This window comes from Salmonella bongori NCTC 12419, assembly GCF_000252995.1.
Lineage (GTDB): Bacteria > Pseudomonadota > Gammaproteobacteria > Enterobacterales > Enterobacteriaceae > Salmonella > Salmonella bongori.
In genome coordinates this window covers 419,494-432,915 of record NC_015761.1, presented here as the reverse complement: position 1 = coordinate 432,915, position 13,422 = coordinate 419,494, and the positions used below count along the sequence as shown (strand labels likewise).

The 13,422-nt window shown below is 52.9% G+C and carries 15 protein-coding genes; 3 read left to right on the top strand and 12 right to left on the bottom strand.

Annotation, left to right across the window (positions count from 1 at the left end):
* Positions 1–47 precede the first annotated feature (47 nt).
* The gene (locus tag SBG_RS01945; RefSeq protein WP_001199770.1) at positions 48–1,022 is read left to right on the top strand and encodes an aldo/keto reductase; all 975 of its coding nucleotides are present in this window, start codon (positions 48–50) and stop codon (positions 1,020–1,022) included.
* Between the two features lie 121 nt (positions 1,023–1,143).
* Here the strand turns inward: SBG_RS01945 and pgpA are convergent, their stop codons facing one another.
* The 6 genes from pgpA to nrdR form a co-directional block, all read right to left on the bottom strand.
* Positions 1,144–1,659 carry a phosphatidylglycerophosphatase A gene (gene pgpA, locus SBG_RS01940; RefSeq protein ID WP_000154069.1) on the bottom strand — a complete coding sequence of 172 codons (516 nt, stop codon included), beginning with the start codon at positions 1,657–1,659 and terminating at the stop codon, positions 1,144–1,146.
* Positions 1,637–2,614, bottom strand: a complete 978-nt coding sequence (gene thiL / locus SBG_RS01935) for a thiamine-phosphate kinase (protein WP_000752143.1) — start codon at positions 2,612–2,614, stop codon at positions 1,637–1,639. The genes pgpA and thiL overlap by 23 nt, the downstream gene beginning before the upstream one ends.
* A 78-nt stretch (positions 2,615–2,692) precedes the next feature.
* On the bottom strand, positions 2,693–3,112 hold the full coding sequence (nusB, locus tag SBG_RS01930) for a transcription antitermination factor NusB (protein WP_000801128.1): 420 nt from the start codon (positions 3,110–3,112) through the stop codon (positions 2,693–2,695).
* Between the two features lie 20 nt (positions 3,113–3,132).
* Entirely contained in the window at positions 3,133–3,603 is a 471-nt protein-coding gene (gene ribH / locus SBG_RS01925; protein ID WP_001021369.1) for a 6,7-dimethyl-8-ribityllumazine synthase, read from the bottom strand.
* An 88-nt stretch (positions 3,604–3,691) separates the two neighbouring features.
* The gene (ribD, locus tag SBG_RS01920) at positions 3,692–4,795 is read right to left on the bottom strand and encodes a bifunctional diaminohydroxyphosphoribosylaminopyrimidine deaminase/5-amino-6-(5-phosphoribosylamino)uracil reductase RibD (RefSeq protein ID WP_001150236.1); all 1,104 of its coding nucleotides are present in this window, start codon (positions 4,793–4,795) and stop codon (positions 3,692–3,694) included.
* Positions 4,796–4,798: 3 nt separating this feature from the next.
* The gene (gene nrdR / locus SBG_RS01915) at positions 4,799–5,248 is read right to left on the bottom strand and encodes a transcriptional regulator NrdR (RefSeq protein ID WP_000543533.1); all 450 of its coding nucleotides are present in this window, start codon (positions 5,246–5,248) and stop codon (positions 4,799–4,801) included.
* Positions 5,249–5,398: 150 nt separating this feature from the next.
* On the opposite strand from nrdR, the gene SBG_RS01910 reads away from it, so the two are divergent.
* Both SBG_RS01910 and SBG_RS01905 read left to right on the top strand, forming a co-directional pair.
* On the top strand, positions 5,399–5,938 hold the full coding sequence (locus SBG_RS01910) for a SadB/YajI family lipoprotein (protein ID WP_000198493.1): 540 nt from the start codon (positions 5,399–5,401) through the stop codon (positions 5,936–5,938).
* Between the two features lie 297 nt (positions 5,939–6,235).
* Positions 6,236–7,099, top strand: coding sequence for a nucleoside-specific channel-forming protein Tsx (locus SBG_RS01905; RefSeq protein ID WP_000751945.1), 864 nt, complete (start codon positions 6,236–6,238; stop codon positions 7,097–7,099).
* A gap of 76 nt (positions 7,100–7,175) precedes the next feature.
* Here SBG_RS01905 and yajD read toward each other — a convergent pair whose 3' ends face one another.
* The 6 genes from yajD to queA all read right to left on the bottom strand — a co-directional run bounded on the left by yajD (position 7,176) and on the right by queA (position 13,230).
* Entirely contained in the window at positions 7,176–7,523 is a 348-nt protein-coding gene (yajD, locus tag SBG_RS01900) for an HNH nuclease YajD (RefSeq protein ID WP_000974819.1), read from the bottom strand.
* Positions 7,524–7,616: 93 nt separating this feature from the next.
* Positions 7,617–8,588, bottom strand: coding sequence for a protein translocase subunit SecF (gene secF / locus SBG_RS01895; protein ID WP_000046647.1), 972 nt, complete (start codon positions 8,586–8,588; stop codon positions 7,617–7,619).
* A 10-nt stretch (positions 8,589–8,598) separates the two neighbouring features.
* Positions 8,599–10,446: a protein translocase subunit SecD gene (secD, locus tag SBG_RS01890; protein WP_000934805.1), complete on the bottom strand. Its 1,848-nt coding sequence runs from the start codon at positions 10,444–10,446 to the stop codon at positions 8,599–8,601.
* A 27-nt stretch (positions 10,447–10,473) separates the two neighbouring features.
* Positions 10,474–10,806 carry a preprotein translocase subunit YajC gene (gene yajC / locus SBG_RS01885; RefSeq protein WP_000007630.1) on the bottom strand — a complete coding sequence of 111 codons (333 nt, stop codon included), beginning with the start codon at positions 10,804–10,806 and terminating at the stop codon, positions 10,474–10,476.
* A gap of 22 nt (positions 10,807–10,828) precedes the next feature.
* The gene (gene tgt / locus SBG_RS01880) at positions 10,829–11,956 is read right to left on the bottom strand and encodes a tRNA guanosine(34) transglycosylase Tgt (protein ID WP_000667309.1); all 1,128 of its coding nucleotides are present in this window, start codon (positions 11,954–11,956) and stop codon (positions 10,829–10,831) included.
* 209 nt (positions 11,957–12,165) lie between these two features.
* The gene (gene queA, locus SBG_RS01875; RefSeq protein ID WP_001266517.1) at positions 12,166–13,230 is read right to left on the bottom strand and encodes a tRNA preQ1(34) S-adenosylmethionine ribosyltransferase-isomerase QueA; all 1,065 of its coding nucleotides are present in this window, start codon (positions 13,228–13,230) and stop codon (positions 12,166–12,168) included.
* Between the last annotated feature and the right edge of the window lie 192 nt (positions 13,231–13,422).

The following is a 13,422-nucleotide window of genomic DNA, read 5'->3' as shown; positions in this document are numbered from 1 at the left end:
CCGCTCCTGCTATGCTTAATACCGACGAGCATAGCAGGAGTAATCACATGCAATACAACTTACTGGGAAAAACAGACCTCCGGGTTTCCCGACTTTGTCTGGGCTGTATGACGTTCGGTGAACCGAGCCGCGGCCATCACGCCTGGACGCTTCCCGAAGAGAGTAGTCGCCCCCTTATTAAACGTGCGCTGGAAGGCGGCATTAATTTTTTTGATACCGCCAACAGCTACTCCGACGGCAGCAGTGAAGAGATTTTGGGTCGTGCTCTGCGCGATTTTGCCCATCGTGATGAAGTTGTGGTAGCAACGAAAGTCTTCCATCGCGTCGGCGATCTGGCAGAGGGCTTGTCCCGCGCGCAGATTATGCGCTCCATTGACGACAGCCTGCGGCGTTTGGGGATGGAGTATGTCGATATCCTGCAAATTCACCGCTGGGACTACAACACGCCGATAGAAGAAACTCTGGACGCGCTAAACGACGTAGTGAAGGCGGGGAAAGCCCGCTATATCGGCGCCTCTTCAATGCACGCCTCTCAGTTTGCCCAGGCGCTGGCGTTACAAAAGCAGCACAACTGGGCGCCGTTTATGACAATGCAGGATCACTACAACCTGATTTACCGCGAAGAAGAGCGCGAGATGTTGCCGCTGTGCTGGCAGGAAGGCGTCGCCGTGATTCCGTGGAGTCCGCTGGCGCGTGGGCGCTTAACTCGCCCCTGGGGAGAAACCACGGCCCGCCTGGTCTCCGATGAAGTGGGCAAAAACTTATACGATGAAAGCGATAAAAACGACGCGCAGATAGCGGAGCGACTGGCTGGGGTCAGCGAGGCACTTGGCGCGACGCGAGCCCAGGTAGCGCTGGCCTGGCTGCTAAGCAAACCAGGCATTGCCGCCCCTATTATTGGTGCATCGCGTGAAGAACAGTTAGATGAGTTGCTGAATGCCGTTGATTTAACGCTGAAACCGGAGCAGATTGCCGAACTTGAAACGCCGTACAAACAGCATCCAGTGGTGGGATTTAAATAAAGGCCGGAGCCCGATGGCGCTGCGCTCGGTTGTAAGCCGGATAAAGATTATATCGTCATCCGGCACTGATTGCCCGCTGGGCGCTATGCTTATCGGGCCAACCACAGATCCCTGAAAAGGGTTAAATCACCCCGATCGGCCAATGGTGACCAATAAAGTATAAAATCCCGGCGGATATCACCCCGGCGACAATATCATCGATCATAATCCCCATTCCGCCATGTACGTTACGATCAAACCAACGGATCGGCCAGGGTTTCCACATATCCAGAATACGGAAAATAACGAAGCCGGCAGCCACCCACTGCCAGTCCGTTGTCGGCAACGCCATCAGCGTTATCCACATGCCGATAAATTCATCCCAGACAATACTGCCGTGGTCGTGTACCCCCATATCTTTTGCCGTCTGGTGGCAAAGATAAACGCCGATGCAAATCCCAAACATCACCACCAGCGAATAGAGCTGCCACGGCAGAAACGTCATCAGATACCAGAAAGGGATCGCCGCCAGCGATCCCATCGTTCCCGGCACCACGGGACTCAGCCCGCTACCAAACCCGGTGGCAAGCAAATGCCACGGATTGCGCAAATTCAGGCGGCTTTTCGCAACATCTTTAAGGCGCGGCAAAATGGTCATATCCTTTCCAGTCAAAGGTGACAGGCACTCCGTCACATACGAAATTCAGCCCTTCAATGTCCGCGCTCATTTGTCCAATACAGGTAAAGGGAACCCCCAGTTGACCAATAGCGACATCCAGCGCGCCGCGATTCAGTTCCGGCACCGTAAAACACAACTCGTAGTCTTCGCCGCCGGAAAGCGCCCAGCGCCGCGCCTGCCCGGCATCAACATGACGCCTCATCGCATCAGATTTAGGTAGCGCATCCACATCCACCCTTGCGCCACAACCGCTGGCCTTGACAATATGCCCCAGATCAGAAATCAAACCGTCAGAGAGATCGATAGCGGCGCTGGCCAGATCGCGCAACGCCTGGCCATGTAAAATACGCGGCGTCGGGCGTAAATGACGTTTAATAAAATAATGAGCATCTGCCTCCTCTGACACCTGGAGTCGATTTTGCAAAACCGCCAGCCCGGCAGCGCTGTCACCCGGCGTACCGGTAATATAAATCCAGTCGCCCGGCTTCGCGCCGGAGCGTTTAAGCGCCCGACCAGTCGGCACATAGCCATGAATACCCAGCGTCATTGACAACGGCCCACGCGTGGTATCGCCGCCGATAAGTTGCATATCGTAGTAGTTCAATAACGCAAACAGACTGTCGCTAAAAGCCTCAAGCCACAATTCGTTCACTTCCGGCAACGTTAACGCCAGAGTCAACCATGCCGGATCGGCTCCCATCGCAGCCAGATCGCTTAAATTTACCGCCAGAGCTTTATAAGCCAGATCGGCAGGATCGATATCAGGAAGAAAGTGGTTGCCCGCGACCAACGTATCGGTACTGATCGCCAGAGTCTGCTTTTCAGGAATATTCAGGAGCGCGCAATCGTCGCCAATACCGGTTTCAACATCAAGACGAGAGCTTCTTACACGATCAAAATAACGGGCAATCAGGGAAAACTCGCCACATGCCATACGTTATGCCTCAGCTGTAAAAAAGAAAAGGCCGGAGACAACGGGCAGCGTTGGCCCGCTATCTTTCCGGCCTGTGAATCACTTTTTGTTGGGACGAATCACAGGAGCTGCTTTATCCAGTACGCCGTTGACGAATTTATGGCTGTCTTCAGCGCCAAAGGTTTTCGCCAGTTCAATCGCCTCATTGATAGCGACCTTGTAAGGCACATCGCTGCGTTTTGACAACTCAAACAGAGCAATACGCAACACAGCTTTCTCAACCTGTCCCAGCTCGTCAAGCAGGCGGGACAGGTAAGGTTTCATTAAACCATCCAGGTACGCGCTGTTAGTCGCCACCCCGGACAGCAGTTCACGGAAATAGAGAACGTCGACGTCTTTTACGTCCTGTTCCGCCAGGAACTGGTATTCAACATCAGCGATGTCGTTCTGGGACAACTGCCAGGAGTAAAGCGCCTGGACGGCACACTCACGGGCGCGGCGACGAGCAGCAGGTTTCACGGAATTCCCCTTACAAAAAATCAGGCCTTAATGGCTTTCAATACATTAATCATTTCAAGCGCGGTCAGCGCAGCTTCTGCGCCTTTGTTACCGGCTTTTGTGCCAGCACGTTCGATGGCTTGTTCAATACTTTCGGTGGTCAGAACACCAAAGGCTACCGGCACGCCGCTGTCCTGGGCAACACTTGCCAGACCATTGCTGGCGCCGCCTGCCACATACTCAAAGTGTGCAGTGCCGCCGCGAATGACAGTTCCCAGCGCAATCACGGCGTCATATTTACCGCTTTTCGCCAGCGCATCGGTCGCCAGCGGGAGTTCATAGGCGCCTGGCACCCATACTACGGTAATATTATCATCTTTTACCTGGCCAATACGTGTCAGCGCATCGACTGCGCCATCCAGCAGGCTGTCGTTGATAAACTGGTTGAAACGCGCAATAGTGATGGCGACGCGCGCGTCAGGGGCTGCAACGTTAGCTTTAATAATGTTCATATTTTCTCTTCCAGGGTCCATTTAGCCCCGCAGGGGGGCGGATTTTATCATAATAATTTGAGCGCTGCTCCCCTTTCGACGGGAGAACTCATGCGCTCACCATATGCAGGCAAACATCCGGCCCAACATGACGTATTTCGCTGAAGGTGAATTGCGGCGCGTCGGTAAGCTTCTCAAGCCCTGGCAATTCGCATAATCCCCGCGCCTGGCTTCCCAACAATTTAGGCGCGACATAGACAATTAGTTCATCCACCAGCCCGGCTTGCAGCAACGCGCCCGCCAGCCCCGGCCCGGCTTCAACCCAAATACTATTAATCTGCTGCCTGCCTAATTGCATCATCAGCACAACCAGATCCAAATGTCCGTTGTGCGCCGGCACGCTGATAGTACGAACCGAGTCGGGCCACGCGCGGCTATCTTCCTGAGTACGCGCAATCCAGGTTTCGCCTGGCTGCTGCACTATACGGTGCGCAGGCGTTACCCGATTTTGGCTGTCGATAACAATTCGCACCGGCTGACGCAGATTTTCCTGCGGGTAAGAAGCCTGCGTAGATGCGTCTAACTCCGCCCAACGCACCGTCAAGGCCGGATCGTCAGCCAATACCGTAGCGCTACTGGTTAAGATCGCGTGGCTTTGCGCACGCAAGCGCTGAACGTCGCGCCGGGCCTGCGGCGAGGTGATCCATTGGCTTTCGCCGCTGGCCATCGCCGTCCGTCCGTCCACAGAGGCGCCCAGTTTAAGCTGAAGATAAGGGAACCCGGTACGCATCCGCTTGAGGAAGCCTTTATTGAGCGCCTCTGCTTCACTCATCATCAACCCATGGCTAACTGAAATACCCGCCTGTTGCAGGCGATACAGCCCACGTCCGGCGACCTGTGGGTTCGGGTCCTGCATCGCGGCGACAACACGCGCGACGCCAGCCGCAATCAGCGCATCGCTGCATGGCGGCGTTCGTCCATGATGGCTACAGGGTTCAAGCGTAACATAGGCGGTTGCGCCCCTGGCTTTGGCGCCTGCCATCCGCAGCGCATAGACCTCGGCGTGCGGCTCTCCGGCACGCTGGTGATAACCTTCGCCGACAATTTCGCCATTGTTAACAATGACACAGCCGACATTAGGGTTCGGGTGAGTGGTGAAACGTCCACGCTGCGCTAGTTTTAGCGCTCGCGCCATGTAAAACTCATCCTGCATGGCTTAGTCCTGTAGGCGAGCAATTTCTTCGCCAAAATCTTTGATATCTTCGAAGCTACGATAGACGGAGGCAAAGCGAATATACGCGACTTTGTCGAGCTTTTTCAGCTGTTCCATGACCAGATTGCCAATCATCTTACTGGGAACTTCACGCTCCCCTGTGGCGCGTAATTGTGACTTAATATGGTTCAATGCCATTTCAACATCGTCCGCGCTGACTGGCCTTTTTTCCAGTGCTCTTAACATACCGCTGCGCAGCTTATCTTCATTAAAGGGTTCGCGCACATCGTTACTTTTTATCACGCGCGGCATAACCAGCTCGGCCACTTCAAATGTTGTAAAACGTTCATTACAAACCAGGCACTGCCGGCGGCGGCGTACGGACGAGCCCTCGCCTACAAGACGAGAGTCAATGACTTTGGTATCTACGGCGAAACAAAATGGGCAATGCATACGACGTCCTGACCAGTGGTTTAGAAAAGTCTATTTTACCCTGAACTGACGCGACAACAAAGGCAGAGCAAATTTGAGACAAAGGATCGGTGCCTTTGTTCATATAGCAAACTACCATTACGCTATCGGACTATGAAGGAAATAATCGACATGACAAGACGTTACCCAAGAATGCTCCTGCTGGGAAGTCTCCTGAGCCTGACCGCCTGCGTACCGCAAAGCGACGTTCGTCAGATGCACCAAAACATTAGCACATTGAATAAAGAGATGAATCAGCTGAATCAGGAAACGGTAAAAATTACCCAACAAAATACGCTGAATGCGAATTCAACGCGCGGCGTTTATCTGTTGCCTGGCGCAAATACGCCAGCCCGCCTGGAAAGTCAAATCGGTACACTACGTATGGCATTGCGGGATATTACATCAGTTAATGATGGTGCCCACGCCATGTTACAAATTCAGGGCGAATCACGCGATCCGTTGCCAGCCTTTAGCGCTACCGTAGAGTATGGGCAAATTCAGGGCACGACAGAGAACTATCAGGAGGTGAATGTGAAAAGCCTGCTGGTAAATGCGCCCGCCAGCCTGCTTGCGCCCAGTGATGTCAACATTCCGTTACAGTTAAAGGGGCTTACGCCGGAGCAGTTAGGCTTTATCCGCATTCACGACATCCAACCTGTTAATCAATAAACGTCTTCGCGGAACATTTTGTGCGTTCCGCAACATGTCTTGCGCCCTTTTGTTGTTCTCATGACATTTTCAACATTTATAGCACTTATGGGATACATTCACTAAAGCAGCCCTCTCATTATACCCAAAGTGCGCAAACGTGAACGCAATCGATTACGTAAATGATAGATATGTGAAACAAGACATATTTTTGTGAGCAATGATTTTTATAATAGGCTCCGCAGAAACACGAAATATTTAGAAACGCAAATTGCGCTTTTTTCACTCCCGTAAGGGATTTCAAACAGTGGCATACATATGAAAAAAACTTTACTTGCAGCCAGCGCAGCGCTGGCGCTCACTTCATCTTTTACTGTTAACGCAGCAGAAAATGATCAGCCGCAGTATCTTTCCGACTGGTGGCATCAGAGCGTAAACGTAGTAGGCAGCTACCATACCCGCTTCTCGCCGAAACTGAACAACGACGTCTATCTGGAATATGAAGCTTTTGCCAAAAAAGACTGGTTTGATTTCTATGGCTATATCGACATTCCAAAAACCTTTGGTTGGGGTAATGGCAACGATAAAGGCGCATGGGATGACGGCTCCCCGATGTTTATGGAAATCGAACCGCGTTTCTCGATTGATAAGCTAACCGGCGTCAACCTGGGTTTCGGCCCGTTTAAAGAGTGGTATTTCGCCAACAACTACATCTACGATATGGGCGATAACAAAGCCAGCCGCCAGAGCACGTGGTATATGGGTCTGGGGACCGATATCGACACCGGTCTGCCAATGGGCCTGTCACTGAACGTGTATGCGAAATATCAGTGGCAAAACTACGGCGCCTCCAACGAAAATGAGTGGGACGGCTACCGTTTCAAAGTGAAGTACTTCGTTCCCATCACCGACCTGTGGGGCGGTAAACTAAGCTATATCGGCTTTACCAACTTTGACTGGGGATCTGACTTAGGTGACGATCCGAACCGTACCAGCAACTCTATCGCTTCCAGCCATATTCTGGCGCTGAACTATGATCACTGGCACTATTCAGTCGTGGCACGTTACTTCCATAACGGCGGCCAGTGGCAGAATGGCGCTAAACTAAACTGGGGCGACGGTGATTTCAGTGCGAAATCTACCGGCTGGGGCGGCTACCTGGTTGTGGGCTACAACTTCTGATTCGCGTAATACGCCGGGCATCGCCGGCGTATTAACCATAACACGCCGGACAGATCGCGCTCCGGCATCTTTGTTCTCACTTCTTCTTATTCATCATCGCTTTCAGATCGGCAAACGGGTTATAAGTCGCCTCACCGACATCTTTTTGCGCATCTTCCCCGGCGATGACCGTCGTGCCGTACTGATCGGCTTCGGTATATTTGGAATGCTCATGATCGTGACAATAGAGGCACAGCAGCTCCCAGTTGCTGCCGTCTTCCGGGTTATTGGTGTGGTCATGATCGATATGATGCACCGTTAATTCACGCAGATTTGAATACACAAACTCACGGGAACAGCGTCCGCACACCCACGGAAACAGCTTCAGCGCCTTTTCGCGATAGCCGCTTTCCAGCCGCGCATAGTTTTTGGGGATGATAGCCATGATAGTTCCTCATGCAATCGAGTTTATTCTGGATAATAAAAAGCCGCAGCACCCTGCGATGTTGCGGCTTTTTTCAGTCATGTTAACACCAGCTTATGGTAGAATGGACGGCTGATCCGCCCCTTCTTTTTCGACTTTCTGCTGCAGCATATGCTCGCGCTTCATACCGAGCTTCAGCGCCAGCGCTGATGCGACATAGATAGAAGATGCAGTACCGATAGAGACACCGATCAGCATCGTCAGCGAGAAGCCTTCCAGTACCGGACCACCGAAGAGGTACAGCATCAGAATCACCACTAACGTCGTACCGGAGGTAATCAACGTACGGTGTAGCGTCTGGGTCAGCGACACGTTAAAAATTTCGTAAGGCGTCCCGCGACGGATTTTGCGGAAGTTTTCACGAATACGGTCAGAGACCACGATACTGTCGTTCAACGAGTAACCAATGACCGACATCAGCGATGCCACAATGGTCAGGTCAATCTCGATATGGAACAGCGACAGTATCCCAAGCGTAATGATTACGTCGTGCGCCAGCGCGATGACCACCCCAGCCGCCAGGCGCCACTCAAAGCGGAAACCGACGTAAACCAGGATAGAGATCAATGCCACCAGTAGCGCCATCGCGCCGGTTTGCGCCAGATCGGCACCGACACTTGGCCCCACAAATTCAATACGCTTCACAGCGGCGTTCTGGTTGGTGGCCTCATTAATGATAGTCACCACTTTACTGCCCAATACCTGACCGCCGGTTTCACCTTCGGTTGGCGGCATACGCACCATAATGTCGTGACTGCTGCCAAAGTTCTGCAACTGCGGTTCTTCGAAGCCCGCTTTTTGCAGCGCCTCGCGCATCACATCCAGTTCAGCCGGTTTTTCCAGCGTGATTTCAATCACCGTACCGCCGGTAAAATCCAGCCCCCAGTTAAATCCGCGCACGCCCATAATCACAATGGCCGCGATCAGCAGTAACCCGGAGATGCCGAATGCCCAGTAGTCCCAGCGCATAAAGTCATAGACTTTACGGCCGTGGTTTAGTTGTTCAACAGTGTATTCCTGTGCCACATCGCACTCCTCAGATTGACAGCTTAGTGACGCGCTTGCCGCCATATAGCAGGTTTACGATAGCACGCGTACCGATAATCGCAGTGAACATCGACGTCGCCACACCGATACCGGTTGTGATCGCGAACCCTTTAATAGCCCCGGTACCAACGGCATACAGAATGATGACTTTAATCAGTGTCGTGATGTTCGCATCGAAGATGGAACTAAACGCGCCCTTATAGCCTTCATCAATAGCCTGCTGTACTGTGCGGCCATTGCTCAACTCTTCTTTGATACGCTCATTAATCAGAACGTTGGCGTCGACCGCGACCGCAAGGGTTAAGACAATCCCCGCGATACCTGGCATACTGAGCGTTGCCCCCGGCAACAGCGACATAATACCGACAATCAACACCAGGTTGGCGACGAGGGCACTGGTCGCAATCAAACCGAACTTCTTATAGAAGAAGATCATGAACAGGATAGAGACCACCAGACCGGCCAGACACGCTTCCAGCCCCTGCTTGATGTTTTGCATCCCAAGCGTTGGGCCAATGGTGCGCTCTTCAACGATCTGAATCGGCGCAATCAGCGCGCCGGCACGCAGCAACAGCGATAACTGACGCGCTTCATTCGGATTGCTAATACCGGTAATACGGAAGCTGTTACCCAGACGAGACTGAATATTGGCGATGTTAATCACCTCTTCCTGTTTCACCAGTACAGCGCGACCGTTAGCATCTTTCTTGCCGCTGTCTTTATACTCCACGAACAAGGTCGCCATCGGCTTGCCAATGTTGTCTTTGGTGAAGTTGGACATGATGTTACCACCCGCGCTATCCAGCGAGATGTTAACCTGCGGCTGGTTATATTCGTCCTGGCTGGAAGTGGAGTCGGTGATATGATCGCCGGTCAGGATCACGCGCTTGTACAGCACAACCGGCTGTCCTTCACGTGTCTGTTTCACTTCGGAGTCGCCCGGAACGCGCCCGGAGGCGGCTGCGGCCTGGTCAACATTGGTATTCACCAGACGGAATTCCAGCGTGGCAGTAGCACCCAAAATTTCTTTCGCACGTGCGGTATCCTGAATGCCTGGCAACTCAACCACAATGCGGTCAGCGCCCTGACGTTGTACGACAGGCTCCGCCACACCCAGTTGGTTAACACGGTTACGCAGGATATTAATGTTCTGCTGAACGGCGTATTCCCGTGCTTCGCTCAGTCGCGCATCGGTCATTACCGCACGAAGCGCATTGTCGCCCTGGCTGGAAATCACCAAATCACGATGGCGTGGTGTCAGATACGCTATCGCTTCATCACGCGCTTTGCCGTCACGGAACGTGATGCTCAGCCCGTAATTATCTTGTTTACGAACGGTCGTATAAGGAATGCCTTTTTCACGCAGATCGCTGCGCAGGCTGTCAATATTTTGTTCCTGGAGTTTACCCAGCGCGGTATCCATATCCACTTCCATCAGGAAGTGAACGCCGCCGCGCAAATCAAGGCCCAGCTTCATTGGATCAGCATGAATAGCCGCCAACCAGCGCGGCGTTGCCGGCGCAAGGTTAAGCGCCACGACATATTTGTCACCCAGCACGCTCATCAGAGCTTCACGGGCGCGCAACTGGGTATCAGTGGTGTCGAAGCGCGCAAGAATAGCGCCCTCTTCCAGTGCCACAGACTTAGCGGGAATTTTTTCTTCTTGTAACGTTTTCTGGACCTGGATCAGCGTTTGCTCACTGGCGGCGACGCCGCGCACGCCAGTGATTTGAACAGCCGGATCCTCACCATACAGGTTGGGAAGTGCGTAAAGCAGGCCGACGACAATCACGGCGACCAGCATGATGTACTTCCACAAAGGATAACGGTTTAACACGGCAGTTCCCTTTGGGAAAACGAAATATTACAGCGCCTTCATGGTGCCTTTCGGCAGAACGGCAGCTACGAAGTCACGTTTGATAACCACTTCCGTGGTGTCATTCAGCGCAATGGCAATGTAGCCGGATTCCGCTACTTTGGTCACACGGCCAACCAGACCGCCATTCGTCAGTACTTCATCACCTTTCGCAATGGAGTCCATCAGCTTTTTGTGCTCTTTGGTGCGCTTCTGCTGTGGGCGCAGGATCATGAAATAGAAAATCAGACCAAACACCACCAGCATTAAAATCAGAGACATCGGGCTGCCCTGCGCCGGAGCACCTGTTGCCGCTACCGCATCAGAAATAAAAAAGCTCATTCAAATTCCCTCATTATTAAAATTAATCAACGTTCAAAGGTGGAACGGGTCGCCCCTGACGTTGGTAAAACTCAGTGACGAAGCTCTCTAATTTACCCTCTTCAATAGCCCTGCGTAAACCCGCCATCAAACGCTGGTAGTAACGCAGGTTATGAATGGTATTGAGACGCGCGCCTAATATTTCGTTGCAACGGTCAAGATGATGCAAGTAAGCGCGTGAATAATTGCGACAGGTGTAGCAATCACACTCGGCATCAAGCGGGCTGGTATCGCTTTTATGCTTCGCATTACGAATCTTCACCACGCCGTCGGTCACAAACAGATGACCATTACGGGCGTTTCGCGTTGGCATGACACAATCAAACATATCAATACCGCGGCGCACCCCTTCTACCAGATCTTCCGGTTTACCAACGCCCATCAGGTAACGCGGTTTGTCAGCCGGGATCTGCGGGCAGACGTGCTCCAGAATGCGGTGCATATCTTCTTTCGGCTCGCCGACAGCCAAACCGCCGACAGCGTAGCCATCAAAGCCAATCTCTACCAGACCTTTCACTGAGATATCGCGTAAATCTTCGTAAACGCTGCCCTGAATGATGCCAAAAAGCGCATTTTTGTTGCCGAGCGAGTCAAAGCGCTCGCGGCTACGCTTCGCCCAACGCAATGACATCTCCATTGAACGTTTAGCATAGTCCCAGTCTGCCGGGTACGGGGTACATTCATCAAAAATCATCACGATATCGGAACCGAGATCGTACTGGATCTCCATCGACTTTTCCGGATCGAGGAAAATCGGATCGCCATTGATCGGGTTGCGGAAATGGACGCCCTGTTCAGTGATCTTACGGATATCGCCGAGGCTGAACACCTGAAAGCCGCCAGAATCGGTCAGAATAGGTCCTTTCCACTGCATAAAGTCATGCAGATCGCCGTGCAGCTTCATGATCTCCTGGCCCGGACGCAGCCACAGATGGAAAGTATTACCGAGGATAATTTGCGCGCCGGTGGCTTCTACTTCTTCCGGCGTCATGCCTTTCACGGTACCGTAGGTTCCTACGGGCATAAAAGCAGGCGTTTCCACTACGCCACGATCAAACACCAGGCGACCACGGCGTGCGCGACCGTCGGTGGTATCCAGTTCAAATTTCATTCTATCTCCTGCATCAGAGAAACAGTCTGATGGTTAAACACTCGCTATGGAAGCATTCCATAGTGCAAAAATTTAGTCGCGCCCGCACAAAGGCGTAATTGGCGCAACCCGTCTGGCGTCAGCCAGCGCACAGTCCCCGGAACGCACACACAGTACGTAAGGATGGCGAGCACTGCCCGACGTCAAAATGACAAGTGAGAGAGCCTTGCTTAAGGTACCTCAGTAATGGCCTGCGGATTGTACGTGATAAACATGGCATCGCCGTAACTAAAAAAGCGATATTCGGCTTTAACCGCCTCATGGTAAGCGTGCATGGTGTGTTTATAACCCGCAAATGCCGAAACCAGCATGATCAGCGTGGATTCAGGCAGGTGGAAGTTGGTGACCAGCGCATCAATCACTTTGTATTGATAACCTGGATAAATAAAGATTTGCGTATCGCCGAAGAACGGCGCAATCAGCGTATCTTTCGCCGCCTGCGCCGCGCTCTCCAGCGAGCGCACAGAGGTGGTACCGACGGCTATCACCCGATTACCGCGCGCTTTCGCCGCCAGTACCGCATCAACGACATCCTGCGGCACTTCAGCGTATTCGGAGTGCATAATGTGATCTTCAATGGTCTCCACGCGTACCGGCTGGAAAGTGCCCGCCCCAACGTGCAGCGTTACAAAGGCCATCTCAATGCCCTTGTCGCGCAGTCTGGCTAACAGCGGTTCATCGAAATGCAACCCGGCAGTCGGTGCGGCGACGGCCCCCGGTTTTTCGCTATAGACGGTCTGGTACAGCTCGCGGTCGGCATCTTCATCCGGGCGGGCGATATAGGGCGGCAACGGCATATGGCCGATGGCGTTGAGAATATCCAACACCGGGCGCTCGTCATTAAACTCAACTTCAAACAGCGCGCCATGACGGGCGATCATGGTCGCATGAATGTTTTCCTCATCGCCCAGCAGTAGTTCCGTACCCGGTTTTGGCGCTTTTGAGGCACGAATATGCGCCAGGACGTGTTTGTCATCCAACATACGCTCGACCAGCACCTCAATTTTGCCGCCGCTGGCCTTACGACCAAACAGGCGAGCCGGAATGACGCGGGTGTTGTTAAAGACCAGCAGGTCTCCGGGGTTAAGCTTGTCGAGCAGATCGGTGAAAGTACCGTGTGTCAGCGCGCCCGTCGGCCCATCTAATGACAGTAAACGGCAGCGACTCCGCTCCGGCTGTGGGTAGTGGGCTATCAGGGATTCGGGTAGTTCAAAGGAAAAATCAGTAACGCGCATGACTCTGACTCAGACTAAAATAAGAGGCGGGTAGTCTAGTGCCGGGGCGCTCTCCCTGCAACCTTTACCCCGCCGTAGAGTTATAATACTCTAAATAATTCATGTTGCAGGACAAGGTACTTGTGCCCTGAACAGCGCTTGCCCCACAGGAGCGAGGCTACAGGCCGAATAACGCGGCAACTGAGAGAATAC

Excerpts from the sequence above, each read along its gene's own strand:
- ribD (WP_001150236.1), bottom strand. The coding sequence starts at position 4,795 with ATGCAGGATGAGTTTTACATGGCGCGAGCGCTAAAACTAGCGCAGCGT.
- nrdR (WP_000543533.1), bottom strand. The coding sequence starts at position 5,248 with ATGCATTGCCCATTTTGTTTCGCCGTAGATACCAAAGTCATTGACTCT.
- yajD (WP_000974819.1), bottom strand. The coding sequence starts at position 7,523 with ATGGCTATCATCCCCAAAAACTATGCGCGGCTGGAAAGCGGCTATCGC.
- tgt (WP_000667309.1), bottom strand. The coding sequence starts at position 11,956 with ATGAAATTTGAACTGGATACCACCGACGGTCGCGCACGCCGTGGTCGC.
- pgpA (WP_000154069.1), bottom strand. The coding sequence starts at position 1,659 with ATGACCATTTTGCCGCGCCTTAAAGATGTTGCGAAAAGCCGCCTGAAT.
- SBG_RS01905 (WP_000751945.1), top strand. The coding sequence starts at position 6,236 with ATGAAAAAAACTTTACTTGCAGCCAGCGCAGCGCTGGCGCTCACTTCA.
- yajC (WP_000007630.1), bottom strand. The coding sequence starts at position 10,806 with ATGAGCTTTTTTATTTCTGATGCGGTAGCGGCAACAGGTGCTCCGGCG.
- SBG_RS01910 (WP_000198493.1), top strand. The coding sequence starts at position 5,399 with ATGACAAGACGTTACCCAAGAATGCTCCTGCTGGGAAGTCTCCTGAGC.
- queA (WP_001266517.1), bottom strand. The coding sequence starts at position 13,230 with ATGCGCGTTACTGATTTTTCCTTTGAACTACCCGAATCCCTGATAGCC.
- SBG_RS01945 (WP_001199770.1), top strand. The coding sequence starts at position 48 with ATGCAATACAACTTACTGGGAAAAACAGACCTCCGGGTTTCCCGACTT.
- thiL (WP_000752143.1), bottom strand. The coding sequence starts at position 2,614 with ATGGCATGTGGCGAGTTTTCCCTGATTGCCCGTTATTTTGATCGTGTA.
- ribH (WP_001021369.1), bottom strand. The coding sequence starts at position 3,603 with ATGAACATTATTAAAGCTAACGTTGCAGCCCCTGACGCGCGCGTCGCC.